Source organism: Nocardia sp. BMG51109 (assembly GCF_000526215.1).
Taxonomy (GTDB): Bacteria; Actinomycetota; Actinomycetes; order Mycobacteriales; family Mycobacteriaceae; genus Nocardia.
In genome coordinates this window covers 4,765,145-4,791,604 of sequence record NZ_JAFQ01000004.1, presented here as the reverse complement: position 1 = coordinate 4,791,604, position 26,460 = coordinate 4,765,145, and the positions used below count along the sequence as shown (strand labels likewise).

Annotated in this window: 25 protein-coding genes, 1 tRNA gene and 2 pseudogenes; 16 read left to right on the top strand and 12 right to left on the bottom strand. The window is 66.2% G+C overall.

Translation table 11 applies throughout. The features are described from left to right. Positions 1 to 44 precede the first annotated feature (44 nt). From D892_RS0123015 to D892_RS41980, 3 genes are all read left to right on the top strand, one after another. Positions 45 to 1,025: a helix-turn-helix domain-containing protein gene (locus D892_RS0123015; protein WP_024803486.1), complete on the top strand. Its 981-nt coding sequence runs from the start codon at positions 45 to 47 to the stop codon at positions 1,023 to 1,025. Between the two features lie 117 nt (positions 1,026 to 1,142). After that, positions 1,143 to 1,370, top strand: coding sequence for a hypothetical protein (locus tag D892_RS47880; protein ID WP_024803485.1), 228 nt, complete (start codon positions 1,143 to 1,145; stop codon positions 1,368 to 1,370). A 56-nt stretch (positions 1,371 to 1,426) separates the two neighbouring features. Next, positions 1,427 to 2,236, top strand: a complete 810-nt coding sequence (locus tag D892_RS41980) for an SDR family NAD(P)-dependent oxidoreductase (protein WP_198036970.1) — start codon at positions 1,427 to 1,429, stop codon at positions 2,234 to 2,236. 401 nt (positions 2,237 to 2,637) lie between these two features. Here D892_RS41980 and D892_RS0122995 read toward each other — a convergent pair whose 3' ends face one another. Together D892_RS0122995 and D892_RS0122990 are read right to left on the bottom strand one after the other, a co-directional pair. Then, on the bottom strand, positions 2,638 to 3,288 hold the full coding sequence (locus tag D892_RS0122995) for a LysE family translocator (RefSeq protein WP_024803484.1): 651 nt from the start codon (positions 3,286 to 3,288) through the stop codon (positions 2,638 to 2,640). 171 nt (positions 3,289 to 3,459) lie between these two features. Further along, a complete protein-coding gene (locus tag D892_RS0122990; protein ID WP_024803483.1) occupies positions 3,460 to 3,798 on the bottom strand; it encodes an aminotransferase class I/II-fold pyridoxal phosphate-dependent enzyme in 339 nt (112 codons plus the stop codon). On the opposite strand from D892_RS0122990, the gene D892_RS49220 reads away from it, so the two are divergent. Both D892_RS49220 and D892_RS49690 read left to right on the top strand, forming a co-directional pair. Further along, positions 3,797 to 3,922: a hypothetical protein gene (locus D892_RS49220; protein WP_255360244.1), complete on the top strand. Its 126-nt coding sequence runs from the start codon at positions 3,797 to 3,799 to the stop codon at positions 3,920 to 3,922. The two genes, D892_RS0122990 and D892_RS49220, sit on opposite strands and share 2 nt — an antisense overlap. Before the next feature lie 58 nt (positions 3,923 to 3,980). Then, positions 3,981 to 4,247 (top strand): annotated as a pseudogene (locus D892_RS49690) (hypothetical protein); the annotation flags it as partial. Between the two features lie 68 nt (positions 4,248 to 4,315). Here the strand turns inward: D892_RS49690 and D892_RS41970 are convergent. Next, positions 4,316 to 5,674 (bottom strand): diguanylate cyclase domain-containing protein, encoded by a 1,359-nt coding sequence (locus tag D892_RS41970; protein ID WP_024803482.1) that lies wholly within the window; start codon positions 5,672 to 5,674, stop codon positions 4,316 to 4,318. Between the two features lie 217 nt (positions 5,675 to 5,891). On the opposite strand from D892_RS41970, the gene D892_RS0122980 reads away from it, so the two are divergent. After that, a complete protein-coding gene (locus D892_RS0122980) occupies positions 5,892 to 6,719 on the top strand; it encodes an SAM-dependent methyltransferase (protein WP_232236142.1) in 828 nt (275 codons plus the stop codon). Positions 6,720 to 6,925: 206 nt separating this feature from the next. Here D892_RS0122980 and D892_RS0122975 read toward each other — a convergent pair whose 3' ends face one another. Continuing rightward, on the bottom strand, positions 6,926 to 7,690 hold the full coding sequence (locus tag D892_RS0122975) for an alpha/beta fold hydrolase (RefSeq protein ID WP_232236369.1): 765 nt from the start codon (positions 7,688 to 7,690) through the stop codon (positions 6,926 to 6,928). 470 nt (positions 7,691 to 8,160) lie between these two features. Between D892_RS0122975 and D892_RS0122970 the strand changes: the two genes are divergently transcribed. Beyond that, a complete protein-coding gene (locus D892_RS0122970) occupies positions 8,161 to 8,805 on the top strand; it encodes an SAM-dependent methyltransferase (protein ID WP_024803479.1) in 645 nt (214 codons plus the stop codon). A 20-nt stretch (positions 8,806 to 8,825) separates the two neighbouring features. On the opposite strand, the gene D892_RS0122965 is transcribed toward D892_RS0122970, so the two are convergent. Next, positions 8,826 to 9,518 (bottom strand): B3/4 domain-containing protein, encoded by a 693-nt coding sequence (locus D892_RS0122965; protein ID WP_024803478.1) that lies wholly within the window; start codon positions 9,516 to 9,518, stop codon positions 8,826 to 8,828. A gap of 82 nt (positions 9,519 to 9,600) precedes the next feature. Then, positions 9,601 to 10,212 carry a LysE family translocator gene (locus tag D892_RS0122960; RefSeq protein ID WP_024803477.1) on the bottom strand — a complete coding sequence of 204 codons (612 nt, stop codon included), beginning with the start codon at positions 10,210 to 10,212 and terminating at the stop codon, positions 9,601 to 9,603. Between the two features lie 172 nt (positions 10,213 to 10,384). Here D892_RS0122960 and D892_RS49685 point away from each other — a divergent pair. Continuing rightward, positions 10,385 to 10,876: pseudogene (locus tag D892_RS49685) on the top strand (hypothetical protein); the annotation flags it as partial. A 49-nt stretch (positions 10,877 to 10,925) separates the two neighbouring features. Here D892_RS49685 and D892_RS46960 read toward each other — a convergent pair. Next, complete coding sequence (locus D892_RS46960) at positions 10,926 to 11,564, bottom strand: hypothetical protein (RefSeq protein WP_156959643.1); 639 nt, start codon at positions 11,562 to 11,564, stop codon at positions 10,926 to 10,928. Positions 11,565 to 12,077: 513 nt separating this feature from the next. Between D892_RS46960 and D892_RS0122940 the strand changes: the two genes are divergently transcribed. Next, positions 12,078 to 13,487, top strand: coding sequence for an integrase core domain-containing protein (locus D892_RS0122940; protein ID WP_156959642.1), 1,410 nt, complete (start codon positions 12,078 to 12,080; stop codon positions 13,485 to 13,487). Between the two features lie 29 nt (positions 13,488 to 13,516). Beyond that, positions 13,517 to 14,353 carry a recombinase zinc beta ribbon domain-containing protein gene (locus D892_RS0122935; RefSeq protein ID WP_084161184.1) on the top strand — a complete coding sequence of 279 codons (837 nt, stop codon included), beginning with the start codon at positions 13,517 to 13,519 and terminating at the stop codon, positions 14,351 to 14,353. Between the two features lie 48 nt (positions 14,354 to 14,401). Here the strand turns inward: D892_RS0122935 and D892_RS0122930 are convergent. The 4 genes from D892_RS0122930 to D892_RS0122915 form a co-directional block, all read right to left on the bottom strand. Next, positions 14,402 to 14,476 (bottom strand) — tRNA-Val (locus D892_RS0122930). Positions 14,477 to 14,539: 63 nt separating this feature from the next. Then, positions 14,540 to 15,004, bottom strand: coding sequence for a peroxiredoxin (locus D892_RS0122925; protein WP_024803473.1), 465 nt, complete (start codon positions 15,002 to 15,004; stop codon positions 14,540 to 14,542). Positions 15,005 to 15,115: 111 nt separating this feature from the next. Next, a complete protein-coding gene (locus D892_RS0122920; RefSeq protein ID WP_024803472.1) occupies positions 15,116 to 15,538 on the bottom strand; it encodes a DUF3052 domain-containing protein in 423 nt (140 codons plus the stop codon). Positions 15,539 to 15,678: 140 nt separating this feature from the next. Then, the gene (locus tag D892_RS0122915) at positions 15,679 to 16,128 is read right to left on the bottom strand and encodes a hypothetical protein (RefSeq protein ID WP_156959641.1); all 450 of its coding nucleotides are present in this window, start codon (positions 16,126 to 16,128) and stop codon (positions 15,679 to 15,681) included. Positions 16,129 to 16,529: 401 nt separating this feature from the next. On the opposite strand from D892_RS0122915, the gene aceE reads away from it, so the two are divergent. The 6 genes from aceE to D892_RS0122885 all read left to right on the top strand — a co-directional run bounded on the left by aceE (position 16,530) and on the right by D892_RS0122885 (position 25,196). Further along, positions 16,530 to 19,421 carry a pyruvate dehydrogenase (acetyl-transferring), homodimeric type gene (aceE, locus tag D892_RS0122910; RefSeq protein ID WP_369801831.1) on the top strand — a complete coding sequence of 964 codons (2,892 nt, stop codon included), beginning with the start codon at positions 16,530 to 16,532 and terminating at the stop codon, positions 19,419 to 19,421. A 165-nt stretch (positions 19,422 to 19,586) separates the two neighbouring features. Next, entirely contained in the window at positions 19,587 to 20,885 is a 1,299-nt protein-coding gene (locus tag D892_RS0122905; protein ID WP_198037165.1) for a CdaR family transcriptional regulator, read from the top strand. Between the two features lie 127 nt (positions 20,886 to 21,012). After that, positions 21,013 to 21,936 (top strand): ACP S-malonyltransferase, encoded by a 924-nt coding sequence (locus D892_RS0122900; protein WP_024803468.1) that lies wholly within the window; start codon positions 21,013 to 21,015, stop codon positions 21,934 to 21,936. A gap of 115 nt (positions 21,937 to 22,051) precedes the next feature. Next, entirely contained in the window at positions 22,052 to 22,354 is a 303-nt protein-coding gene (acpM, locus tag D892_RS0122895) for a meromycolate extension acyl carrier protein AcpM (RefSeq protein ID WP_024803467.1), read from the top strand. Between the two features lie 11 nt (positions 22,355 to 22,365). Next, the gene (locus tag D892_RS0122890) at positions 22,366 to 23,616 is read left to right on the top strand and encodes a KasA/KasB family beta-ketoacyl-ACP synthase (RefSeq protein WP_024803466.1); all 1,251 of its coding nucleotides are present in this window, start codon (positions 22,366 to 22,368) and stop codon (positions 23,614 to 23,616) included. Positions 23,617 to 23,750: 134 nt separating this feature from the next. Then, positions 23,751 to 25,196, top strand: coding sequence for an acyl-CoA carboxylase subunit beta (locus tag D892_RS0122885; RefSeq protein ID WP_024803465.1), 1,446 nt, complete (start codon positions 23,751 to 23,753; stop codon positions 25,194 to 25,196). A gap of 230 nt (positions 25,197 to 25,426) precedes the next feature. Here the strand turns inward: D892_RS0122885 and D892_RS0122880 are convergent, their stop codons facing one another. Then, the gene (locus D892_RS0122880; RefSeq protein WP_156959640.1) at positions 25,427 to 26,437 is read right to left on the bottom strand and encodes a GAF domain-containing protein; all 1,011 of its coding nucleotides are present in this window, start codon (positions 26,435 to 26,437) and stop codon (positions 25,427 to 25,429) included. Positions 26,438 to 26,460: the final 23 nt, after the last annotated feature.

Sequence of the window (26,460 nt, the reverse complement as noted above, 5' to 3'; positions counted from 1 at the left end):
ATCCTGCGTCATACTTGGCGTGGGTGATTCGGGGGTGCAACGCGATGCTTGTGACAGAGTTCAGTACGGAAGGGCTGTCGGCTGAGGACCAGCTCGAGTGCTGGCTGGATTTAATGGATCAAGACCTTGTTCCCACTCGGGTGCGCAGTACCTCTGGCGCGGGCTTTCCCGCTTCGACACGAACGGTGACTTGGGACGGTATGCAGGTCGCGCAGATGACATACCCGTCGCTGCATGTACAGCGGGCACCGAAGCTCATCCGGCGGTCCGATCCGGAGGCATACCAGGTCAATGTGGTACTCGACGGTGCCGGTGCTGTTCTCCAGGATGGCAAGGAGGCCACCATGGGCGCCGGTGACCTCTCGGTGTTCAACACCTCTCGCCCGTTCGAGGGTTGGCGAACCTGTGGGCCCGCGGATCGGACGATCACCGTGCAGATCTCCCGATCTCTGCTACCGCTGCCGGCCAAGACGATCGATCGCCTCACGGGCACGACTTTCGGCGCACGCCACGGTATGGGCGCCGTTTTCGCCCGCTGGTCGTCCGATCTGATCACGCGGGCGACGGAGTTCACCGCCGCTGACACCTCCACGCTCACCTCCGTCACCGTAGATTTGCTGTCGGCAGTGCTCGCCGCCCACTCGGATACAGCGGACACACTGGACCCCGAGTCGCGTCGACAGGCGCTGCGATTGCAGATCAACGACTACATCGAGCACAGACTCGGCGACCCCACCTTGACACCGACGACGATCGCGGCGGCGCACCACATATCCCTGCGCACCCTGCAAAAACTGTTCGCGGCCGACGGCACGACCCCGGCCGCCTGGATCCGCCTGCACCGCTTGGAACGATGCCGCCGCGATCTGGCCGATCCACGCCTACGCGGCCGGCCCATCCAGTCGATCGCCGCCCGATGGGGGTTCACCGACCCGGCCCATTTCAGCCGCGTCTTCCGCCGGGCCTTCGAGGCATCGCCCAGCGACTACCGACACCACGCCCTGCTGCGCGAACAGACAAGTTGAGTGCGCAAATCGGTAAGGACCCGGCCCCCGCGCCCCGACACACTGACCAACGTCATTGAATAATGCCGAGAAAGGGCGACCCGTCCTCTCTATCGCACCACCCGAGAGTCGACGGCCGTGGAGACCGAGATGTTCACCGACCGCCGGAATTTAATCACGCTGCTCACCCTGATCCTGCAAGCCGGCACCGACTCGACATCGACCGACGCCCCCTTCCGCACCACGTTCTGGTGGATGACCGGCGCGGGCGTGGTCATCGCCCTCACCGCCAGGATGCTGCCCGGCAGGCCGGTCCCGCATCCCACGCCGGCACCCGACGCCGCAGCCGTGTCCGAACCCCGGTGATCCGGCCCGATCTCATGGAAATGTCCTGCGCCCCACAGCCTTACACGGAGACGATCATGCCCCGGACGTACGTGATCACCGGCGGCACCGACGGCATCGGTGCCGCGGTGGCCCGAACCCTGTTCCGGCGCGGCGACCACGTCGTCGTCATCGGAACCGACCCCGCCGAGGCGGCCCGCCTCGCCCGCGAAGCACACGATTCGACGGGCAGCGCAGACTTCCTGCCCGCGGACCTCAGTCTGGTGTCCGACACTCAGCGTGTCGTCCGTGCGCTGACCGAAAGCTACGCCGTCATCGACGGTGTGATTCTGTGCGCCCGCTACTTTCAGACCTACCGGCGGCAGACCCCGGAGGGATTCGAGCACAACTTCGCGCTGTTCTACCTCAGTCGTGTACTGATCAGCTACGGACTCGTGCCCGCGTTGGAGAAGTCGGATCACCCGGTGGTCGTCAACGTTGCCGGGCCCGGCAACGACACCCCGATCGACTGGGACGACCTACAGTGTGCCCGGAACTACAACGGCGTGCACACGATGTTCGTAACAGGACGGTACAACGACCTCCTCGGCGTGGCCTTCGCACAGCACCACGGGACCGGACCGATCCGATACGTCTTGTTCCACCCGCTGACGACGTCGTGCCGCCACTCGTCCAGGTTCTCGACGAACCTCCCGCCGAGCCGCTCAGCGCGTTCCACCTGTACTCGAGAATCAGCACCGAGAACGACTTCTTCGCGATCGAGTCGGCTGCTCGGCTCGCCGCGGCAACGGAGGACACGCTGGGCTACCTCGAACAATCGCCGGCCGTGCGGGCACAGCCTCGCCACCGAAGTGTGCAGGCTCGACGTCCGATGCCATGCTCGTTGATATCGGTCGGCGACACAGCATCCCGGTCGGTGGCTCATGGCATCGGTCTGCTGACCACTCCGGCGGTAGGTCGGGTGCGCAACACGTGGCCGCGCTCGCCCCGGGCGCACATGTGGTCAAAGCATTTCATCTGTTTCCCGCGGAGCAGTGGAGCGATCCGGAGAGTCGCCCTGTGACCGTGACAATCTGCGGAGACCACGACCATGCCTTGCACGTCACCCAGGCTCTTGCCCGTGACACCGGCACTGAGACCGCGGTGCTGGGCAGGCTCGACCGCGCCCGGCAGTAGGTGAGAGACCGCCGCCTCCGGCCTGTCGTAACAGGTCGGTGGAGCTGAGGGCAGCCTGATCCGGGTGTTGCCGGGAAATGTGACGACGACGATGCGGTCGCCTCGGTGGGCGTTAGTCTCGGGCGAGAAGTGCTCCGCCGAGGCCGATCAGGGCGATTCCGGAGAGGCCGGAGATTGTGCGGCGGGTGTTGGTTCGCTGCAGGAGTTGTTCAAGTTTAGCGAGCAGAGTGACCACGGCGCTGTACCAGGCGAGGGCGAGGATCCAGAAGGTCGCGGCGAGCAGGGTGTGTTGTGCGAGGGCACCGAGCGGTGTGAGGTCGAACTGGGGGAACAGCGAGAGGTAGAAGGCGGCGACCTTGGGGTTGAGCAGGTTCGACAGCAGACCTTGCCGGAAGGCCGTGCGCCATGAGTGATCGTGGCGAGCAACGGGTTCGACGTGGGTGTCGTTGTAGGTGGCTGGGCGGGGGCTATGGCGATGGGCGAAGAACTCGCGGATTGCGCTGATTCCGAGGTAGATCAGGTAGGCGGCGCCGGCGATGCGCAAGGCGAGGTAGAGCGGTGCGGAGGCGGCCAGCAGGGCAGTGAGGCCGGAGACGGCGGCTGCGGCGAGCGCCGCGTTGCCGGTCATGATGCCGATTGCGGTGGCGGCCGCGCCGCGGCGGCCGGCGAGGGCGGCGTTCTTCAGCACCAGGGTGAGGTCGGGGCCGGGTATCACGATGATGAGGATCGAGACGGCGACGAAGCCGAGAAATTGTGAGAGCACGGCACCTCCTCTGCCATGGATTCGAGTGTCCGGATATCGGCATCGTTGATACCGAAGCATGCGCGGACGTAGGGCCGCAACGGGGGTGGTGGTGGGACACGTCGCCGGGGATGGTGGCCAGATGGTGCTGGTGGAGCAGGATGTCGGCGGCGTGGCGACCGCTGGCCACGTTCATCGCCGAGCAGTCGATGAGTAGGTAGTAAGCGCCGTCCGGCTGTTCGGGGTGAGCCCCAAGCGTGAAAACAGTGTGGCGACGACGTCTTTGCGGTGTCCGAGATCGGCGCGCATGGCGTCGTAGTAGGGGGCCGGGAGGTCCAGCGCTGTGATGGCGATGTCCTGCAAGGGGGTCGGTGCGCAGACAGCGAGCAGGTCGACGGCATTGGCGATGCCGACGGCCAAGTGGGCGGGGGCGGCGGCGTAGCCGAGTCGCCAGTCGGCGACGCCGGAGGTTTTCGACAACCCGGAGATGGTGATCGTCCGAGCCCGGGACGACTCATCCAATGCAGCCATGGGTCGTTCAACAGGGTCCGGTGACCGTTCGCTGGCTGCGGCGCCGCCGCCCAGCATCGAGGTCGGCGACCGGGGGCTGGTGTTCGGCAGCGTTCTTCTCCAGTGTGAGCAGCTGGATCACTGATGCGTAGAGCTATAGCTGGGCTTCGAGGTCGGCGCAGTGTGCGAGCAGTTCGGGTCTGGTGGAATTCCCATGCGTCACTGATGATCTCGGCGAGGTCGGTTCGCTGTGGCTCCCAGCCGAGCATCCGGTGTGCCTTGTCGCTGGAGGCCACACTCACGATCGCGTCGCCCGGCCGCCGGGGTCCGGTGGTGATCGGGAAGTCGGTGCCTGTCACGGATTTCACCGCGTCGACGACTTGGCGGAACTGGTTGCCGCGGCTGACAATTGGATCAACTGGTTCGATAATTGCCGACGGCGCTCCGCGATCGGGATGATCAGTCCCGTCCGTTACGAACAGCCCCGACAGTCGCCGAAAAAGCTGCGTGATCCCCTGCCCACCACTCGGAGGGAACCTCAGGGGAAGAGCGGGCGCGGTCTGTGGTGTATGCAGCCGTTGTCTTTGGAGCGGGTGATTCGGTCTCTGCTGGTGGCTTTGGCGCGGTACATGGCGATGTCGGCGGCGTGCAGGATGTCTTCGGGGGTGCGGGGGTCGCCGTGTCGTGTTGTGGCGGTTCCGATGCTGGCGGCGATGTCGATGGGGTGCCCGTTCACGGTGGCCGGTGTGTTCAAGGTGTGGCGGAGCCGGGTGAGCTGGTCGGTGTGGTCGGCGGGCCCGGTCAGCAGAATCAGGAATTCGTCACCGCCGAGGCGGCCGACCACGTCGTCGTGGCGTGTGGCTGCACGCAGGCGTTCGGCGACCACGCACAGCACGGTGTCGCCGGTGTGGTGGCCGTGGGTGTCGTTGACGGCCTTGAAGTTGTCCAGGTCCACGTAGAGCACCGTCAGGGAGGGCCGGTCGCTGTCTGCCATCGCGGTGGACAGCTGGTCGAGGACGGATCCGCGGTTCATCAGTCCGGTCAGTGGGTCGTGGGTGGCTTGGTGTTCCAGGCGCTGACGGGCTGTGCGGATCTGGGTGACGTCGTCGATGAAATAGACGACCGACGGTTCGGAGTGATTGTCGAGCAGCTCGGATGCGGCGACGTCGGCCCACAGGATGCTGCCGTCGGCGCGTTGGCAGGGGTATTCGAAACGCACGCGGTCGCCACCGGAGGCGCGGTGTGAGGGCAGGGGCCAATCGTGCGGCAGGCCGGCCGATGCGAGCGATCGCCCACGCAGGTCGCGATGCGTTCGTCCGAGCATGTGGGTGAGGGCTGGGTTGGTGTCGATGATCCGGCCGTCGATGGTCGTGATGACTATCCCCACCGGCGTGGTCGAGAACAGTGTGCGGAAGCGGGTCTCGCTGGCCTGGTAGGCCTGCATCATCCGGTGGCGGGCCTCGTCGACCGCGCCGTGGATGCGGGCCTGTTCACTCTGCACCCGACTGCGCAGGGCTTCGGAATGACCCGCGACCAGTCCGCCGAGCAGGCGGGCCAGGCGGGCCCGCCGGTCGCCGGCGGGTTGACAGTCGAACCGGACGCACCCGATCCGTTCTTCGAACCTGCCGATGATCAGCTCGACCGTTCCGGCGAGCGCGGCGGCGGAGATGAGGTGCGTGACCGCCAGCTGCCGTCCGACGGCTTCGGCGGCGGCGACGTCGGGGTCGGGAGCGTGTAGTTCGGCCGCGAGCCGCGCGGTGGCGGCGGCGAGCTGCTGGTCCAGTTCGGTCGGATGCTTCCCGATATAGCCGGTGGCGATCACCCGTGCCCACTCGGCTGCGAATGCCGCGGTATCGACGGGGTGAGCATGCGGTGACGGCGTCGGCCGGTTCGGCATATCGACACAACCCCCTCTCGACTGAGTACACCGCACACCATGCCCCCGGCGGACCCACTCGCCCGCCATCATGTCGCCCACAGCGGTCCTTCCGGTAGCCCGGTGAGCTGCGCACTCGCATCCTCTCGCGGAGCATCGCCGGCCGCAAGCAGGGCCCCGCCCCGGTGTGCCTGTTGTAGGCTTCGGCGACAGAGAACGACATCGCGGAGGATGGTCCATGGACGGCGGCGGCACGGTGGAGCGCCCGCAGTGGGCGCCCGCGACGATCGACATCACCCGGCCCAGCGCCGCGCGCGTGTACGACTATTTCCTCGGCGGCTCACACAATTTCCCGGCCGATCGGGCGGTCGCCGAGCAGGCGCTGTCGGTCAAACCCGACCTGCCCGAGGTGATGCGGCAGAACCGGGGCTTCCTGCAACGGACGGTATGCCACCTCGTCGAGCAGGGAATCACCCAATTCCTCGACATCGGCTCGGGTATCCCGACAGTCGGGAACGTGCACGAGATCGCCCACGCACTCGACCCGGACGTCCGGGTCGTCTACGTCGACCACGATCCCGTCGCGGTCACCCACGCGCACCAACTACTGACCGACGAGCGAAACGTCACAGCCTTACTCGGCGACCTCCGCGATCCCGGCACCTTCCTCGACGACCCGCAGCTCACCGGGCTGATCGACTTCGATCGTCCGCTCGGACTGCTGGTGGTCGCCGTCCTGCACTTCGTCTTCGACGCCGACCACCCCCACGACATCGTGTCGCGGCTGCGGGACCGCACCGCACCCGGCAGCTATCTCGCGATCGAGCACGCCACCCACGACTGGATGCCCGCCGAGGCACGCGAACTGCTCGGCGTGTGGAACAAGAACTCGCCCGAACCCATGCAGTGGCGATCCAAGGCCGACATCACCAACTTCTTCGGCGATTTCGAGATCATCGAACCGGGTATCGTCAACGTCCATCTATGGCGGCCCGACACCTCCACCCCCATCGACCCGAACCCGGAACGATTCGCCGCCTACGCCGGGGTCGCGAAGAAGCACTGACCAGCCGCCGCGCGGCGACCAAACGGCCGCAGCGGATCACCTCACATTTCACAGCGGCGCAGCCGGCACCGATCGTCGCGGCGCGGGCGGCGAGCGCGGCATTGCCACCGAAGATCGCCAGACCGCCGGTGAGCTCCGCAATCAACGCTGATCCGAACCGCACGCCAACGCGTCACCATCCACGATCCCGCAGCCCTGCGTAACCACTACCTCGCGGGGTGTTGTAGCCAAGCCAGCAGGGCGTCGGTCACCTCCGAAGGCCGCTCCTCCATGACGTAGTGATCGGCTCCCGCGATCCGGGTGAGGGTGGCGTCCGGGAACTGGTGTGCCAGATCCTCGGCAATCGTGAACGGGCACGCGGTGTCTCGATCGCCCCAGATGATCGCGCTCGGGCAGCGAATCGCGGACAGCTCGGTCCGCTGCGGCCGAACACTGTAGCCGGCGAAATAGTCCGCGTACCGTGCGCGCCCTGAACGGGTATCGAGCCATCCGACATAGTCTTCGAGTCGGGCGGTGTCGAAAGCGCCCTGCCGCACATAGCGTTTCATCGCATGCCGATGCACCGTACCGAGCGGCGCGGACAGCAGGGCCCGCCGCAGAATCGGCTGTCGCGCCTGCACACCCAGCATGGCGAACAGCAGATAGTACGGCAGGGGAAAGGTTCGGTGGGCTCGCGAGTTCAGAATCGCCAAACGCCGCACACGATCCGGGTGAGCGGCCGCGAATCCCACTGCGAGATAGCCGCCGTAGTCGTGCCCGGCCAGGTCGACCCGGTCCACACCGAAGGAGTCCAGCAGCGCGGCCACGAGCGCAACCTCGGATTCGTAGTCGCACCTCGAGCCAGGCGGACGCTCGGACGCGCCCCACCCGAACCAGTCCGGAGCAATCACTCGCCGACGTGCCGCGAGCGGGCCGATCTGTGCGCGCCAACAACTGTGATTCTCCGGAAAACCATGCAGCAGCAAGACCATCTCACCCTCGCCGTGCTCCAGGTAGCACAGTCGCGCACCCGCCACAGTCCTCATCAGGAGCCTTTGTGTCCCCGCCATAACCTGACGCTAAGCGCAACCGACCTCGACCACATCGTCGCGTGGTGGGACTGGCCACTCCTCCCCTGGGCGGACATCCTCAACAGAACGAACAGTTGGGTAGACCGTCCGGCGAGGTGCCCGCGGTGTGCGAGTCCCTCCCCCTGGACCTCTCGCCGAACCCGCCGTGCACCTCTCGACGCGACGGGCTCTCCACGGTTTCTGTCGTCAGTATGTTTGCAGGGTCGTCCCTCGGTTCGGGATCATGAACAGGCGCGCAACAAGTGAGGCCCGGCCGGAGCCGGGCCTGACCTGTACCGATATTGGTGCGCGACACGGGCATTGATCCACGGTCAGGTACCGGGCTGCTTCATCGAGGGCCGGTACCGGGTATCGAGTCGTCCAGCTTGTTTGTGTCAGTCGATGCCGAGATCCAGTCGTACGTGGCCGTTGCCGGCCTGCCAGGTAAAGGTGAGGTGCGGCAAGGTCGCTTCGGCGCCGGTTTGCCGACGATGCAGAACACCCACGAGGTGGCTCGAGGGGTCGCCCCCGATGCCCGGGTCGTGTACGTCGACGATCCCCTCGTCCTCGCCAATGCCCGCGCCTTGCTGACCAGCACCACCGACGAAGGTGTCACCACCTACGTCGACTGCGACTTCAACGACGCCGAGCGACTCGTTCTCGACGCCCGCAACCTGCTCAATTTCACCCGGCCGATCGCGGTGATGTTCATCGGAGTGCTCGGTCACGCGACCACCACGACAAGTATGCGGCAGACGGTGCGCGCGATGATGGATGCGGTGCCGTCGGGCAGCTATCTGGTGCTGTGCGACGGCACCACCGACGACCCGGCCTATGTGCGCCTGTGCGAGGAGTACGCGAAAACCGGTGGGGTGCCCTACAATCCGCGCACCCAGGAGGAGATCCGGTCGGCATTCGAGGGACTGGAGTTCGTGGACCCCGCCTTCGGGCCGATCGCGCACTGGCGGATCACCGGCATGGGCATCGGCGAGGTTCCCGACATCGCCTCCTACGGAGCAGTCGCACGGAAGCCGTAGACCCCGGCCAGCCAGTTGGTTCAGAATTCGAAGCGAGGTGCGGCTTCGGAGAGTAGCGCGTACCCGGCGGTCGCCGACCAGATCGACCGAAGTGCCTCGGTGACAGCGGCAGTCAGCGCGGCGATATTGTCGGCTGCCGATTCGTGCATCGCTTCGGCCACGATCAGCACGGCCGAGGTGTTCTCCGAGACGGCCGAGTACAGACTCTGCCGATTCGTCCAGCGCCGCGCATGAACTCGGTCCGTCGCATCGGCGAAGACCACCTCATCCGGCTCCGGATGCTCGACCTCGCCGGAGAAGGCCAGATAGTTCTCGGCACCCGCCGCCTGTCGAACCTCGAGATATTCATCGATCTCGGCCACGTCGAATACGGCTATCGGTATCGCATAGGCGAGCGAGAGGGCGTTGCATACGTCGATGAGCGGATGGATGCGGGGCAGTGACCGCTCCTTGCGGAAGCGTCGCAACAGTGATTCTGAGGCACACCGATACTGTGTGGGTTTGAGACCCATCTTCGAGAAGGTGCGCCGCCAGGCCTGGATCTCGGGCAACTCCGATTCGGAGGCCACCGATAGACGTTGCTCGGCGATCGCCTGATAGTGAGTGATTTCCTTCTCGGGATCGGCGTCCTTGGTGATCCCGGCGACGAACAGGGCGCCGGCGGCGAGTTCCGGAAATTTCGCCCAGATTCCGTTCGAATGCTGGAAGTGCACTGCAATGACCTCGCGATCTGTGTGACACGGTGGCCGACGATACGGTGGCTGTCGCTGCGGGAAACCCTACACGCCCGGTGCCCTATGCTGGCGTGAACGCGAGACTCGTTGCGAGAGCGACGAATCCGGCGGCGAAGGTTCTGCGGATCCCGGTCAGGATCCTGGGCCGGTCGATGACACGGCGACGTACGAGGGCCGCGAACTTGCCGTAGGCGACGAACACGACGAACGTGAGCAGCATGAAAACGCCACTCAGCGCGAGCATGCGCAGGAACGCGTGCGGCTCCTCCGCGCTGACGAACTGTGGGAGAAAAGCGAAGAAGAAGAGCGTGAGCTTCGGGTTGAGCAAGTTGAGCAGAATCCCGGAAGTGATTGTCTTCGAGGCCGAACGGGGTGCTGTCTCCTCGTCCATGGTCAGTGCGCTGCGGTCACGCAGCATTCGCACGGCCATGTAGAGCAGGTACGCGACACCGGCGTAACGCAGCACCGCGAATGCGGTGCTGCTGGCATTCAACAGCGCCGCGAGACCGGTGATCGAGGCCAGCATGTGCGGGACGATGCCCAGCGTACATCCCAGGGCCGCAACGATACTCGGGCGGAAGCCGTGGGTGATACCGGTTGCCATCGTGTATACGACCCCGGTTCCGGGAGTCAGGACCACGATCAGCGATGTCAGCCAGAACTGCAAGCTCATGCTGTCTCCTTCGGAGATTCGACGTGCCGTGCCGCGCGCCGAGTTCGCCCGACGACCACTACGGCTTCAATTGTCCTGCAATGTATTACCGATTCGTCTACTGTCGGGAGGTGTTCGTCAAGATCTGCGGCGTCGGTACGCCCCGTGATGTCGAAGTCGCTGTCGGCGCGGGGCCGACGCGATCGGGCTGGTCTTCACCGACAGTCCTCGCCAGGTCGACATCGCCACTGCCCGGCGGCTCGTCTCCGCGGCCGCGGGCGCCGCACTCACCGTGGGCGTATTCCACGGTATAGACGCGGCCGCCGCCTCGCTCGGTGAACAGTCCGGCGTCGATGCGCTGCAACTGCACGGACGCTACCCGCGCTCCGCGTTCCAGGACCTGGCCGGGCTTCCGTTCGAGCTGATCCGTGCGACGACTCTTTCTCGGCGAGGTATGTGCGTAGCCGGTCATAGCTTCATCGTTGAACCTGCCGCTGATGTGACACACAGCAGCCGCGAGTCATCGCATGGTCACAGTGGACTGTCGCCGATGATCGAACGGGGCGAGGATGGGCGGAAGTCAAGCGCCGACTGCAAGCCCGACCCCACGTTAGCGATCAGCAGCGGCGACTATCGGCCGATGATCAGCCCGGCGCGGTTATTGCAAGATAGGGCACACACGTAAAGTCGGTTGTCCAGACAATTGGTGCGTTAAATCGGTCAGCGACGAGGTCTCATCTCTGCGCCACATCAAGTTCTTTTCGAACGACGGAAATTATTCCGGACTGTGCGGATGCTATATGTGCATGATTTACTGACCATAACTCGAATTGCTTCTCTGCTTCGTCATGATTTTCTTGTTCGAGCATCGCGAAGTACCGCTTCGCGTGATGCGTTATTTTGAATACCAGTATGTCGGCGGCAAGTATCTTGTCCGCTATGGGAAGATTTGAAACTATCATCAGAGAATGGTAGCTCATCATAATTTTTTGACGCGCTGCCGGAACATTTGCAAGTTTCTCTGCATATTCTTCCGGGGTTCGTTCGCCGATCTTCCGGGGAGATAGTGAATCAGCCACTTCTTCAGTTACGGAGAGTGCAGAAACTGCGATAGTCAGAACTGAATCTCTTCTCCATTTATCGTGCTCTCTTAGGGCGGCCTCCGCGTTGGACTTATCTGCGTTGGATTGAGCGGCAGCGAGTGTTTCTACATTTCTTTCATCGGCGGCCTGGATCGCCGTACGGTTGGTGTGATTGTTGATCAGCACTCCGATAAATGCGACGACTGCCACAACGAGCGAGGCGACGAACGGGATCCACGGCAGCCACCAGTTCGGGGAGTCTCCGATGACCTGGATGGGGATGGGTGTCATACAGGAATGATCGCGCTGTGCCGGTCTGCCGATACAACTGCGCACGATCGGCCTGGGCATCGCGGCACCGACCCGGACGAGATCGGCCGGTCGCGGGCCCGGGCTCGCCTGCGCTTATCGTTCGCCTCGCGTAGTTCACGATTCTATCGGGGTCACGGTTTGCTGTATTCGGCGGCTTACCCAAATTGATCAGGTGTACGCAATCATGATCCCCGCCGAACGCAAGCCCGAGCTAGATTCACTACGAACATCGGCGACGGCGGGCCGAGGATCGGCCTGGCGCTATGCTTGCTCGACAGAGTGCTCAGGCGAGGTCTGTTGCCCAGGCGGTTGGGATTTCTTCGTGAGAGTTGATATCGTCTGCTGGATCTTGCTAAATTCTTCCTCATCCATTTCGTTTCCCAGCTCGAAGCGTGCTGCTGCTGTAATTTGATCCGTTACTCGGATCACCTGGTCCGCGCTCACGCCCAACAGCACAAGCGCACATACAAGCGGTGGCAGCGCGAAGCGCCGATGCAGCTGTGGCAGATGGACATCGTCGGCGGAGTGTTCCTGGCCGACGGCCGCGAATGCAAGATCGTCACCGGCATCGACGACCACTCCCGCTACATCGTGATCGCCCATGTCGTTGTCGTTCCCACCGGACGTGCGGTCGCGGAGGCGTTCGTCGCGGCGATGCGCCGCAACGGTGTGCCCTCAGAGGTGTTGACGGACAACGGCAAACAGTTCACCGGCCGGTTCACGCGCCCGTTCCCGGCCGAGGTGCTGTTCGAACGCGTCTGCCGCGAGAACGGGATCAGCCAGCGCCTGACCAAACGCCGATCACCCACCACCACAGGCAAAATCGAGCGGTTTCATGCCACCCTACGGTCCGAACTGCTCAACGAGGTCACCACCTTCGCCTCGCTGGACCAGGCACAGGAGGCGATCAGCGCCTGGGCGGGCACCGACAACGAGACCAGACCACACCAGTCACTGGAAATGGCAAGCCCCGCAACACGATTCCGGCCGAACCCGCCCCAGCCACTGACTGTGACCACCGCCGACTGGCAGCCCCAGCCGCCCGCGATGCCCGAACCGGACAATGAACCGATTCCCACAGTCATCGACGAGGCGGTCGGCTGGCCGAGCGCGGCGCCCTGCGCGATCGAGTGGGAAGCCACGGTCCCACCCCGCGGCATCATCACCATCGCGAGCGCGCAGAGCTTGTGGCCCGGTCCCGCCTTCGCCGGTCGCGGCGTCACGCTCTGGGCCGACACCCGCAGCATTCACGTGCTGCTCGATGGCCACCACCTCAAAACGGTTCCTTCCAGACTCAACAGCGAGCACCTGCGGCACCTCGGCATGCGCGGCGCGCGATCAGCCGCAACCGCGCCGGCCGCCCCCGCGTTGCCCAGCACCAACGGCCGACGCCGACTGCCCGACAACACCGCGGTCGAGGTCGACCGCACCGTCAGCCGCGACGGCGTAATCCGTTTCCGCACAGAAACTTTCACCGTCGACCCGAACCCGACCGGGCAACGCATCACCCTGCGCCTCGACGGCCACGTCATGCATGGCATCGCCGACAACACCCTGATCAGATCGTGGCCCTATCCGATCACCCTCGAACAACGCCTCGAGCTGGTCGGCGCGCGCCAAGCCGACAACCCGCCGCCCCAGCCTCCAAGCACCGCTCAGCGCGCCGAACGCCGCGTCCCCCGCGACGGCGTGATCATGGTCGCCCGCCAACGACTAAGAATCGGCACCACCCACGCCGGGAAGATCGTCACCATCCTCGTCGAGGACACCCACTTCCGCGTCCTCGACGGCGACCACGAACTCGCCACCCACCCCCGAACGACGAACCACCCCGTCACCAGGGTCAAAGCCTGGTCAAGAACCCAGGAAGACGACAAGGATCTCCCGAGCACGAAAGGGTAAGCATGTCCTGAACCTTCACACGTCACTACATCGGATATGTGGTCTGGAAGGGACAGATCTACCCTGGCCGCCACGAACCACTCGTAACCCAGGAGCTTTTCGACCGAGTTCAGGACATCCTGCGGTACCGCAGCGCCAACGGCAGCCGCGACCATGTACACAACCACTACCTCAAGGGCTTCCTTTTCTGCCGACGGTGCCGCAACAACGGCCAGACCTCACGGTTGGTCTTCAGCAAGTCGACCGGCCGCAGCGGCAATCGGTACGCGTACTTCGTCTGCCGCAGGAGCAAAGAAGGCGACTGCGACCTTCCGGCACTGCCCGTGGAGAAGGTGGAGGAAGCAGTCACCGAGCACTACCGTGCCCTTCCACTTCCGCCCGACTTTGCTGCCGATACGCGAGCCCTGCTCGATAACATCGTTGCTGACGAACAGGCCTCGACCTACGAGAGACATGCCAGCCTCAATCGGCAACTGAAAGAACTCGACCAACAGGAAAACCGCCTGATCGACCTACTCGCTGACGGGACAATGCCACAGGCGAAGGTTCGTCACAAGTTGGCCGAGATCAAGAACAAGCGCCGACGGCTCGAAGCCGGACTCGCCGACACGACCGAGCAACTCGCCATCGGCACAAGCGTCCTCAGACACGCACTCGACCTCATCGAGAACCCCTACGCCCTCTACCGCGACGCCGGCCCAGACGTTCGCCGCCGCCTCAACGAGACGTTCTACAAACGCTTCTACATCGATGATCTCGCAGGCGCGACGGCAAAGATCGCCGACGAGAAGACCGCGATCTTTGCTGACCTGCACCACGCCACAGGCAAACACGGCAGCCCCAAAGAACCAGGTCAAAGCACATAGGAAAGCCGCGAGACGCACCACCGGTCGGCGGTTTGAATAAGCAAGTCATGGTGGGCGCAGAGGGGTTCGAACCCCCGACCGCTGGTGTGTAAAACCAGTGCTCTACCACTGAGCTATACGCCCGAGTCCGCGCCGGCTTGCGGGCGGAGGGAGGTGCTGGGTTTGCTGGGGTGCAAGCGCAGCGGGTTATGAATCTAACGCAGCCAGGGCTTTCTCCCAAGCTGCCTGGTCACGGGGCTCGCCGGGGCCGTTCATCTCCGCGAAGCGGATGATGCCGTCCTTGTCCACGACGAAGGTGCCGCGGTTGGGGAAACCGGTCGTGTCGTTGAAAACCCCGTAGGTCTGGGCGACCGCGCCGTGCGGCCAGAAGTCCGACAGCAGGGGGAAGGTGTAGCCCTGCTCCGCCGCCCAGATCTTGTGGGTGGGCGGCGGGCCGACGGAGATCGCGATGATCTCCGCGTTGTCGTTCTGGAACTTGGGTAGCTCGTCGCGTACCTTGCACAGTTCGCCCTGACAGATTCCCGTGAACGCCAGCGGGTAGAACACGATCAGGACGTTCTTGTGCCCGCGGTAGTCCGCCAGGCTGACGTCCTGGTTGTTCTGGTCCTTCAGCGTGAAATCCGGTGCGACCGTGCCCTCTTCGAGCGGCATGTGCAGTCCTCCTGTGATCGATGGCGACGTCCGACGTCCACGGGCCCGGGCGTGGCTACACAGGCGGGCAGCACGATCCCACCCCGCTCACAACAGTAGTCGAGCCGATGGTCAGCGCTGCTTCGAGGGCGTCTTGGGCTGCATCAGTTTGGTCCCGGTCCACGATCCCAGGCTGACCGGTGTGGTCGATGTCAAACCCGCGGTGGGCGCCGACTCGGCGATCTCGCTCGGATCGACGTGGCCGGGCTGGCCGGTCTTCGGGGTGAGCACCCAGATGACGCCGTCGTCGGACAGCGGGCCGATCGCGTCCATCAGCTCATCGGCCAGGTCGCCGTCCCCGTCGCGCCACCACAGCATGACGACGTCGACCACCTCGTCGGTGTCCTCGTCGACCATCTCGGAGCCGACCACCTCCTCGATGTCCGCCCGCAGGCCGTCGTCGGTGTCCTCGTCCCAACCAAGCTCTTGAACCACCATTCCGTGCGAAATGCCAAGCTTCTGAGCGTTGTTCTGCGCGTCCGCCGCGGCGACCACGGTGGTGTCCTCCTCAACTGCCGACAGTAGATAGGTGCAAGCGAACATGGTTATCGGCCGCAGCGCAAGCCGATCCGCCCAAAAATGCCCCGAAATGTCGCGTAAGAACAGGTATCTCGGCTGGTCCGAGAGGTCCTGTCTCAGCGGTTGGGACAAGAGTTCCGGACCGTGTTGAGCGCGTCGTTGACCCGGTTACTGGCGTCGTTGAGCGGTCCGACGGGCGCCGTGTAGGTCATCTTGCGCGCCTCGGTCGCCAGCTCTCGCGCCGCCGTCACGTACGCGGTGAACTTCTGCGACAGATCCACCGGTAGCGCCTCGCCGGAGGCCGTCACCCGGCCCTCCACGGTGCGCGCGGCGTTCTCCAGGGTCTCCGCGGAGGCGTCCCGCTTGGCGTCCTGATCGGGTGCGTTGGCGTCGTGGGCGTCGACGAACTCGTTGTACTTGGCCACCGCAACCCCGGATAGATCCCGGAACGGGCTGCAGTTGTCGGTGATGGCCTGCGCCTGCGCCGCCGCCTGGCGCGACGACGTCGCCGCGGCCGACGACGCGGACATCTCGCTCTTGAACGCCGTGGCGTCCGACTCGTTCACGGTCGCGGTACCGTGGACGGCGCTGGTGCAACCAGCTACCACCAATCCTGTGCCGACCGCGATGGTCGCGCACACCAACCCGAACCCGCGTGGGTTCAGCTGCTTCATCATCCTCCCCGCTATTCGACCTCGGCGGTGTCCATCCGGCGGTGCTGCTGGTGTACTCCGTGGCCCCGCGTCACCGCCTACCGGACCCGTCACACGCACACACTGCCTGGAGAACGGTACTGGATTTCCGGCTGACATGATGACCTGGGACGCATCATCGGCAAGTATGTGAGATGCGCCCCAACCGTAAGCGACGGATAGCCCGCCCACCAGCGCGGCTACCCGGGGTTAGAGCCATCAGCTTGTCCACCCCTGTACGAGGAGCTTTGATCTTGACAGACCTGATGCACCCGATGTCGTCGAGTTCCACCGCCAACGGCACCACCGCCGGCGAGGAGTCGGCACGCACGCGGCCGGCCGGGGGGCGCGTGCGCGTGATCCGGGAGGGGGTGGCGTCGTACCTACCGGACATCGACCCGGAGGAGACCGGCGAATGGCTGGAGTCCTTCGACGAGATGCTCGATCGCGAGGGCCCCGGCCGCGCCCGCTACCTGATGCTGCGCCTGCTGGAGCGCGCCGGTGAGCGCCACGTCGCCATTCCCTCGCTGACCTCGACCGACTACGTCAACACGATCCCCACCGAGAACGAGCCCTGGTTCCCCGGCGACGAGGAGGTCGAGCGCCGCTTCCGCGCCTGGATCCGCTGGAACGCCGCGATCATGGTGCATCGCGCGCAGCGGCCCGGAATCGGTGTGGGCGGCCACATCTCGACCTACGCCTCGTCGGCGGCGATGTACGAGGTCGGCTTCAACCACTTCTTCCGCGGCAAGGATCACCCCGGCGGCGGCGACCAGATCTTCTTCCAGGGCCACGCCTCCCCCGGCATGTACGCCCGCGCGTTCCTCGAGGGCCGGCTCACCGAGGATCAGCTCGACGGGTTCCGCCAGGAGTACAGCCACGGCGGCCCGGGCCACGGCCTGTCGTCGTACCCGCACCCGCGCCTGATGCCCGACTTCTGGGAATACCCCACGGTGTCCATGGGATTGGGCCCGATGAACGCCATCTACCAGGCCCGGTTCAACCACTACCTGCACGATCGCGGGATCAAGGACACCTCCGATCAGCACGTGTGGGCGTTCCTGGGCGACGGCGAGATGGACGAGCCGGAGTCGCGCGGCCTGATCCAGGTCGCCGCCAACGAGGGCCTGGACAATCTGACCTTCGTCATCAACTGCAACCTGCAGCGGCTGGACGGCCCGGTGCGCGGCAACGGCAAGATCATCCAGGAGCTGGAGTCGTTCTTCCGCGGCGCCGGCTGGAACGTCATCAAGGTCATCTGGGGCCGCGAGTGGGACACGCTGCTGAGCGCCGACCGCGACGGCGCCCTGGTCAACCTGATGAACTCCACCCCCGACGGCGATTACCAGACCTACAAGGCCAACGACGGCGCTTACGTGCGCGAGCACTTCTTCGGCCGCGACCCGCGCACCAAGGAACTGGTGAAGGGCCTGTCGGATCAGCAGATCTGGAACCTCAAGCGCGGCGGCCACGACTACCGCAAGATCTACGCGGCCTACGCGGCGGCGCTGGCGCACCAGGGGCAGCCGACGGTGATCCTGGCCAAGACCATCAAGGGCTACGGCCTCGGCAAGCACTTCGAGGCCCGCAACGCCACGCACCAGATGAAGAAGATGACGCTGGACGACCTGAAGGCGTTCCGCGACGTGCAGCGCATCCCGATCACCGACGAGCAGCTCGAGGCCGACCCCTACCTGCCGCCCTACTACCACCCCGGCAAGGACGACCCGGCCATCCAGTACATGCTGGACCGCCGGCGGTCCCTCGGCGGTTTCCTGCCGGAGCGGCGCACGGCGGCCAAGCCGCTGCAGCTGCCCGGCGACGAGCCCTACCGCACGGTGCGCAAGGGATCGGGCAAGCAGAACGTCGCCACCACGATGGCGTTCGTGCGCCTGATGAAGGAGTTGTTGCGGGACAAGGAGATCGGCAAGCGGATCGTTCCCATCATCCCCGACGAGGCACGCACCTTCGGCATGGATTCGTGGTTTCCCTCGCTGAAGATCTACAACCGCAACGGCCAGCTGTATACCTCGGTCGACGCGGAGCTGATGCTCGCCTACAAGGAAAGCCAAGTGGGCCAGATCCTGCACGAGGGCATCAACGAGGCCGGGTCGACCGCGTCGTTCACCGCGGCCGGTACCGCGTACGCCACCCAGGGCGAGCCGATGATCCCGCTGTACATCTTCTACTCGATGTTCGGCTTCCAGCGCACCGGCGACGGGCTGTGGGCGGCGGCCGACCAGATGGCGCGCGGATTCATTCTGGGCGCCACCGCCGGGCGGACCACGCTGACCGGTGAGGGGTTGCAGCACAACGACGGTCATTCACTGCTGCTGGCGTCCACCAATCCGGCGGTGGTGGCCTACGATCCCGCGTTCTCCTTCGAGATCGCCCACATCGTGCGCGACGGCCTGCGGCGGATGTACGGCGGCGGGCAGCCGGCGCCGGAATCGACCGTGCTGCCCGGCACCCACGCGCACCGGGAGGGCGACGGCTTCGGCGGCGAGAGCGTCATCTACTACATCACCATGTACAACGAGCCCTACCCGCAGCCGGCCGAGCCGGACGACCTCGATATCGAGGGTCTGCTCAAGGGCGTCTATCTGTACAAGCGCGGCGGCGCCGGCGAGGTCCGCGCCCAGATCCTGGTGTCCGGCGTGACCGTGCCCGACGGGCTGCGCGCGCAGGAGCTGCTGTCGTCGGAGTGGGGCGTGCAGGCCGACGTCTGGTCGGTGACGTCGTGGGGCGAATTGCGCAAGGAGGCGGTGGCCAAGGAGATCGCCGCCCTGCACGATCCCGGCACCGATCCGGGCGTTCCCTATGTCACCCAGGCGCTGTCGCAGGCCCCCGGTTTCGCGGAGGGCCAGGCGGGCCCGTTCGTCGCCGCCTCGGACTGGCTGCGCTCGGTGCAGGACCAGATCCGCAAGTGGGTGCCGGGCGACTACGTCACCTTGGGCACCGACGGGTTCGGTTTCTCCGACACCCGCCCGGCCGCGCGGCGGGTGTTCAACGTCGACGCCCAGTCGATCGCGGTCGCCGCCCTGCAGGCGCTGGCCCGCGCCGGCCGGATCGACCAGGCCAAGGTCACCGAGGCCGCCACCCGCTACCGCATCGACGACGTGGCCGGCGCGGAACAGTCGACCAGCACCGAGGAACAGTTGGCGTGAGCACCTCCCGTCGTCCCGGCGTGCAGACGACACGCCGGGACGGCGGGGGTCTCGGGCCCGGCCATACGGTCGACGGCGCACCGACGGAACCGGGGGCATGCGGGGCGCGCCGCCACCGCAGGAGAGTATGGAGTAGTGGAACGTAAACCGCCGCGACCGCGCCGGATCTCCGACACGTCCTCCGAGCACGAGGTATACCTGCCGACCGGCGCGCTGTCGCCGTATCAGCAGACCCGCGACCCGCTGCCGGACACCCTGCTCAAGCGGGTCAAGCAGTTCTCCGGCCGGCTGTCCACCGAGGCGATCGCGTCGATGGAGGACCGGCTGCCGTTCTTCGGCGATCTGGACGCCGCGCAGCGGGCGGGCGTGCAGATGCTGGTGCAGACCGCGGTGGTGAACTTCCTGGAGTGGCTGCAGGACCCGGAGAGCGACATCCGGTTCAGTCTCGATGCCTTCCAGGTGATTCCGCAGGATCTGGCCCGGCGGCTGACCCTGCGCCAGACCGTGGACATGGTCCGGGTGGCCATGGAGTTCTTCGAGCAGTGGCTGCCGGCGCTGGCCCGCAACGACCGGCAGCTGGTCGCGCTGACCGAGGCGGTGCTGCGCTACGGCCGCGAACTCGGCTTCGCCGCCGCCTCGGTGTACGCCAGCGCGGCCGAGTCGCGGGGCGCGTGGGACACCCGGCTGGAGGCGCTCGTCGTCGACGCCGTTGTGCGCGGCGACACCGGCCCCGAAATGCTCTCGCGCGCGGCCACCTTGAACTGGGACGCCACCGCACCGGCGACGGTGCTGGTCGGCACTCCCCCGAGCGACCAGGTCACCGTGGTCGGCTCGGTGCACACCCTCGCCGCCCGGCACGGACGCGCGGCGCTGGCGGTGATACAGGGTTCGCGGCTGGTGATGGTGGTCAGCGGCAATCTCGGGGATATCGGCTATCCGTCTCCCTTCCTGGTGGACCTGCTGGCCGAATCGTTCTCCGACGGCCCGGTGGTGATCGGGCCGACCACCCGCACGCTGTCGGCGGCGCACGTCAGCGCGGTCGAGGCGATGGCCGGCATGGAGGCCGTGGTGGGCTGGCGCGGGGCCCCGCGACCGGTGCATGCCTCGGAACTGCTGCCCGAACGGGCGCTGCTCGGCGATCGCGCTGCGGTCGACGCCCTGAACGAGTATCTTGTGCTACCGTTGTCCGCCGCCGGGTCGGCCCTGGCCGACACCCTGGATGCCTATCTGGATTGCGGCGGAGCCGTCGAGACTTGCGCCCGCCAGCTGTTCGTTCATCCAAATACGGTCCGCTATCGGCTGAAGCGTATCGCCGACATCACGGGCCGCGATCCGATGAATCCGCGGGATGCCTACGTGCTCCGGATCGCCGCCACAGTAGGTCGGCTGACACGAACTCGTAACGAATCGCCCACTTCTGTCCCAGAAGCCTCATCCACGACCTACTACGACGACGGGGTGTAACAGACCCGGCGAATCGGTCGATCGCGACATGCCACATGCTCTTTTGTGGGGTCCGAACAAAAGCGATCGACAAGCTTCATTCGCGTCGACATCTCCGCGGGAGCCTCACACGGTGTTTGGTAGAGAAGTGATCGCGTTGTACGCCCCCGGACAGGGCTCCCAGACTTCCGGCATGCTCGCGCCTTGGCTCGATCTACCCGGCGCGCGCGACCGCCTCGAACTGTGGTCCAAGGCCTCCGGCCTGGACCTGGTGCGACTCGGCACCACGGCTACCAAGGAGGAGATCACCGACACCGCAGTGACCCAACCCCTCGTCGTCGCCGCGGCGCTGCTCGCGTTCGCGGAGATCACGGAGGAATCCGTACCGGCCGACACCATCGTCGCCGGACATTCGGTCGGTGAACTCGCCGCCGCCGCCATCGCCGGCGTCATCACGCCGGACGACGCGGTGCGGCTGGCCGCCATCCGCGGTACGGAGATGGCCAAGGCCTGTGCGCTGGAACCGACCGGCATGTCCGCCGTCCTCGGCGGCGACGAGACCGCCGTGCTCGACCGGCTCGCCGAACTCGATCTCGTAGCGGCCAATCGCAATGCGGCCGGACAGATCGTGGCCGCCGGCCGGCTGACCGCGCTGGCGGAACTGGCGGAGAATCCGCCGGAGAAGGCACGCATCCGCGCACTGCCCGTCGCGGGTGCCTTCCACACGGCGTTCATGGCACCCGCCCAGGACGCTGTGACGGAAGCCATCTCGCAGATCGTTCCGGGCGAGCCCAGCCGGACCCTACTGTCGAATTACGACGGTCGGCCGGTCGCTTCGGGCAATGACGCCGTCGAGAAGCTCGCGGCGCAGGTCACCCGGCCCGTCCGGTGGGACCTGTGCACCGAAACCGTCCGCGCGGCAGGGGTCTCCGGAGTGGCCGAGCTGCCACCTGCGGGAACCCTGGTCGGCATCGCCAAGCGGGAGCTCAAGGGCACCCCGAACCTGGCGCTGAAGACTCCCGAGGACGTCCCCGCCATCCCCGCGTTGGCCGATCTGTCGGCAGACGGATAGCTTTCCTCGCGGCACGCAACGATGCGGCCGCGAACGAGACGGGCGGGAAACGTTCGACCGTCTCGAACCGAAGAAACAATCGGACGCTAGAGAGTAACTAGAAGGGAGCCACCAAGTGGCCGCTCTGACCCAGGAACAGATCGTCGAAGAGCTCGGCAAGATCATCGAAGAGGTGACCGGCATCGAGCCCTCCGAGGTGACGATCGAGAAGTCCTTCGTCGACGACCTGGACATCGACTCGCTGTCGATGGTCGAGATCGCGGTGCAGACCGAGGACAAGTACGGCGTCAAGATCCCCGACGAGGATCTCGCCAGCCTCAAGACGGTGGGCGACGCCGTGGGCTACATCCAGAAGCTCGAGGCCGAGAACGCCGATGCGGCCGAGGAGCTCAAGGCCAAGTTCGGCCAGGCCGAGTAAGGGCCGACACCGTGACCACTCCTTCCACCTTGAACGGGAACTTCCCCAACGTCGTCGTAACGAGCCTGGCGGCGACCACGTCGATCGCGGGTGACGTCGATGCGACGTGGAAGGGACTCCTCAACGGCGAGAGCGGTATCGACACGCTCGAGGACCCCTTCGTCGAGGAGTACGACCTTCCGGTCCGCATCGGCGGACACCTGAAGGTGCGCCCGGAGACCCTGCTCACGCGGGTCGAATGCCGTCGCATGGCGTATGTGGAACAGCTCGCGACCGTTCTCGGTCGCGAGGTGTGGCGCAACGCAGGCTCCCCTGAGGTCGACCCCGAACGACTCGGTGTGTCGATCGGCACCGGCCTCGGGGGCAGCGACGCCCTCATCGACTCGGTGGACAAGCTGAAGAACGGTGGCTACCGCAAGATCTCGCCGCTGGCAGTTCAGATGGTCATGCCGAACGGGCCGTCCGCTGTGGTGGGTCTGGAATTGCAGGCCCGGGCAGGAGTGGTCACGCCGGTCTCGGCATGTTCGTCGGGTTCGGAGGCCGTGGCGAATGCCTGGCGGATGATCGCGATGGGCGATGCCGACATGGTCGTCACCGGTGGCGTCGAAGGTTACATCGACGCGGTGCCGATCGCGGCGTTCTCCATGATGCGCGCCATGAGCACCCGCAACGAGGATCCGAAGGCCGCCTCGCGTCCGTTCGACAGCGCCCGCGACGGCTTCGTCTTCGGCGAGGCCGGTGCGCTCATGGTCATCGAGACCGAGGAGCACGCCAAGGCGCGCGGGGCCACCATCCACGCCCGGCTGATGGGCGCGGGCATCACCTCCGACGGTTTCCACCTCGTCGCCCCCGAGCCCTCGGGGAACGGCGCGGCCCGCGCCATGGAGCGCGCGATGCGCACCGCCGGACTGTCGGCCAAGGACATCACGCACGTGAACGCGCACGCGACCGCCACCCCGATCGGGGATACGGCGGAGGCGAACGCGATCAACAAGGCCGTCGGCAATCACGCCTCGGTCTACGCGCCCAAGTCCGCCCTGGGCCACTCGATCGGTGCCGTCGGCGCCCTCGAATCGGTGCTCACCGTGATGAGCATCCGGGACGGCATCGTGCCGCCCACCCTGAACCTGGAAGACCAGGATCCGGAGATCGACCTGGATGTCGTGCACGGCGAGGCCCGCCGGCAGGACATCGAGTACGCGATCAACAATTCGTTCGGCTTCGGTGGGCACAACGTGGCGCTCGCCTTCGGCCGGTACTGACAACCGGTCCCGATCCACTTCGTCACGACCCCGGTGGGGTTTTCGCGGCGGTCGATTCCGCCGCGAAAACCCCACCGGGACTTCGTCATTCGCAGCCGCGCGGGCGGCTCCACACCCTCCGAGGAGAGAACGCGATGACCACGATGGTCCCGGCCCAGGCGGACACCACGACCGATCCCCGTGATCCGATGAGTCGGCTGCAGCGCTTCTTCGATCCCGGAACCGTGTTACCACTGCACCCCCGCGACAAGTCTGGCGCGCTGGCCGCCATCGGCGAGGTCGACGGCGTGCGCACCGTCGCGTACTGCTCGGACGCCACCGTGATGGGCGGCGCCATGGGCGTGGAGGGCTGCAAGCACATCGTCTCGGCGATCGACACGGCGATCGATTCCGGTATCCCGGTGGTCGGCATCTGGCATTCCGGCGGGGCCCGCCTGGCCGAGGGTGTCGAGGCGCTGCACGCGGTCGGCACCGTGTTCGAGGCGATGGTCCGGGCCTCGGGCCTGGTTCCGCAGATCTCCGTCGTGGTCGGCTTCGCCGCCGGTGGCGCCGCCTACGGGCCCGCGCTCACCGATATCGTGATCATGGCGCCGGAGGGCCGGGTCTTCGTCACCGGGCCCGACGTGGTGCGCTCGGTGACCGGTGAGGATGTCGACATGGCCACCCTGGGCGGGCCGAAGACGCATGGCAAGAAGTCGGGCGTCACCCATATCGTCGCCGACGACGAGGACGATGCCCTGCACCGCGGCCGCAAGCTGGTGTCGATGTTCGCCGAACAGGGCGAGTTCGACATGCTGGCCGCCGAACACGGTGACGTCGACCTGAAGGCGATGCTGCCGGCGTCGGCCAAGCGCGCCTACGACGTCAAGCCCGTCGTCCACGAACTGCTCGACAATGTCGAATCTCCCGACGGCGACACCGAATCGTCGTTCGAGGAGCTGCAGGGCGGTTACGCGCGCAGCATCGTCACCGGTCTCGGCCGCCTCGCCGGGCGCACCGTCGGTGTGCTGGCGAACAATCCGCTGCGGCTGGGTGGCTGCCTGACCTCCGAAAGTGCCGAGAAGGCAGCGCGTTTCGTGCGGCTGTGCAACTCCTTCGGCATCCCGCTGGTGGTCGTCACCGATGTGCCCGGATATCTGCCCGGTGTCGGGATGGAATGGGAGGGCGTGGTGCGCCGCGGCGCCAAGCTGCTGCACGCCTTCGCCGAGGCCCGCGTGCCGCGCGTCACCCTGGTCACCCGCAAGATCTACGGTGGGGCCTACATCGCCATGAACGCCCGCTCGCTGGGCGCCACCGCGGTGTACGCGTGGCCGGAGTCCGAGGTCGCCGTCATGGGCGCCAAGGCCGCGGTCGGCATCCTGCACAAGAAGACCATCGCCAAGGCCCCGGAGGAGGAGCGCGAGGCGCTGATCGAGCGGCTGACCGCCGAGCACGAGGCCCTCGCGGGCGGCGTCGGCCGCGCCGTCTCGATCGGCGTCGTGGACGAGGTCATCGACCCCGCCAAGACCCGCTCCACCATCGCCGCCGCCCTCGCGTCGGCCCCCGCACGGCCCAGCAACAACAAGAACATCCCACTGTAAACCCTGTAAACCCTGTAAACCCTGTAAACCGTTGTGCCACAGGAGCGGACGGTCCGACGATCGGGCCGCCCGCTCCGTCGTCGGTACGGGTGTTTTCACAGCACCGCGGAGCGACACCCCGTGGGCTTCGCGGCTCCGCCCGGGAGACCGCCCATGAGATCCACGCGCCGACGGACCGGCGGGCGACAGTAGCCGCCGACCGGGCCGCGGGTGAGCGCGTCGGGCCATGTTCACGGCTCGGCCGGATCGGGGGCATCCGAGGTGCCTGTGACCGTCAACTCCACCAACATCAGGGCCGGGGCGTTCGGCGCCGGCAGGACGGTGCAGCGGGCGTCTACGACCACCCAGCCGGTGCCGATGCGGCGCAGGCGAATTCCCTCGAGATACGTGTGTGTGCAGGCGCCGCGCACCATGTCGCCGATCGCCGTGCAGATGCGGGCCATATCGTCCGGATGGGGTGTGTCCCGAGAGTCGGCGGTGCCGTGCCATCGGACCTCCGGTACCGGTTCGGTGATCCATCGGATCAGGCGTACATCGCGCACCGCGGTGAGTGCCAGGTGGTGGCCCTCCTGCTGCCGCCCCAGCGCCGACAGCGTGGCGCCTTCGAGTGAGATCGGTTCGGGAGCAAGCGAATCGGTCACATCGTGCAGCAGGCCGCGCCACAGCAGCCGGTTGTCCGGATCGGAGCGCAGGGCCAGGCGGATCCGGCGGGGCGCGCCGGCCATGGTGACGGTGATATCGGCCGTCCAGCGCAGCCGGTCGGGCGGGTCCAGGGTGTGCAGGATCAGCTCCATCGAGCGGTCGAACCGTTCGACGAACCGGAATGCCTCCGGCACCGTCCAACTCGCGCGGCCGGCGGGAAGGTCCCAGTCGAAGGTGTTGTCTCCGAGTCGAATCGAGCGTTCCGGCACCGAATATCCGAATGCCGCAACGGTATAGAGATCCGGCAGCGCCGAACCATCGGGCGTACTGCGCATCTGGACGCTGTGCACCCGACGGCCCGGACCGACCATCGGCGTCGCGGACACCGCCATCGTGCGCCGGTCGCCCGGCAGCCACGACGACAACCATGTGTCGACCGGCTCGCGGCGGTCGTGCGCATCGGCGAGGACGCCGAGCATTCTCGGCGGCAGCACCCGCACCAGCGAACGCCACTGTGCCGGGCGCCCGTCGACGGCCAGAGCCGTCCACGTATTGCGCTCCCCCAGCGTCTCGACCAGAACTCGCTCCCCATACACCACGTTCCCCCTCCTCCGTGTGTGCT

Coding starts and splice junctions, on each gene's coding strand:
- D892_RS41980 (WP_198036970.1), top strand. CDS start 1,427: ATGCCCCGGACGTACGTGATCACCGGCGGCACCGACGGCATCGGTGCC.
- D892_RS0122960 (WP_024803477.1), bottom strand. CDS start 10,212: ATGAGCTTGCAGTTCTGGCTGACATCGCTGATCGTGGTCCTGACTCCC.
- D892_RS0122990 (WP_024803483.1), bottom strand. CDS start 3,798: ATGGCTGCATTGGATGAGTCGTCCCGGGCTCGGACGATCACCATCTCC.
- D892_RS41970 (WP_024803482.1), bottom strand. CDS start 5,674: ATGCCGAACCGGCCGACGCCGTCACCGCATGCTCACCCCGTCGATACC.
- aceE (WP_369801831.1), top strand. CDS start 16,530: ATGTCGTCGAGTTCCACCGCCAACGGCACCACCGCCGGCGAGGAGTCG.
- D892_RS0123015 (WP_024803486.1), top strand. CDS start 45: ATGCTTGTGACAGAGTTCAGTACGGAAGGGCTGTCGGCTGAGGACCAG.
- D892_RS0122940 (WP_156959642.1), top strand. CDS start 12,078: ATGCAGCTGTGGCAGATGGACATCGTCGGCGGAGTGTTCCTGGCCGAC.
- D892_RS0122885 (WP_024803465.1), top strand. CDS start 23,751: ATGACCACGATGGTCCCGGCCCAGGCGGACACCACGACCGATCCCCGT.
- D892_RS0122975 (WP_232236369.1), bottom strand. CDS start 7,690: ATGGTCTTGCTGCTGCATGGTTTTCCGGAGAATCACAGTTGTTGGCGC.
- D892_RS0122925 (WP_024803473.1), bottom strand. CDS start 15,004: ATGCCGCTCGAAGAGGGCACGGTCGCACCGGATTTCACGCTGAAGGAC.
- D892_RS46960 (WP_156959643.1), bottom strand. CDS start 11,564: ATGACACCCATCCCCATCCAGGTCATCGGAGACTCCCCGAACTGGTGG.
- D892_RS49220 (WP_255360244.1), top strand. CDS start 3,797: ATGGGTCGTTCAACAGGGTCCGGTGACCGTTCGCTGGCTGCGGCGCCG.
- D892_RS0122980 (WP_232236142.1), top strand. CDS start 5,892: ATGGACGGCGGCGGCACGGTGGAGCGCCCGCAGTGGGCGCCCGCGACG.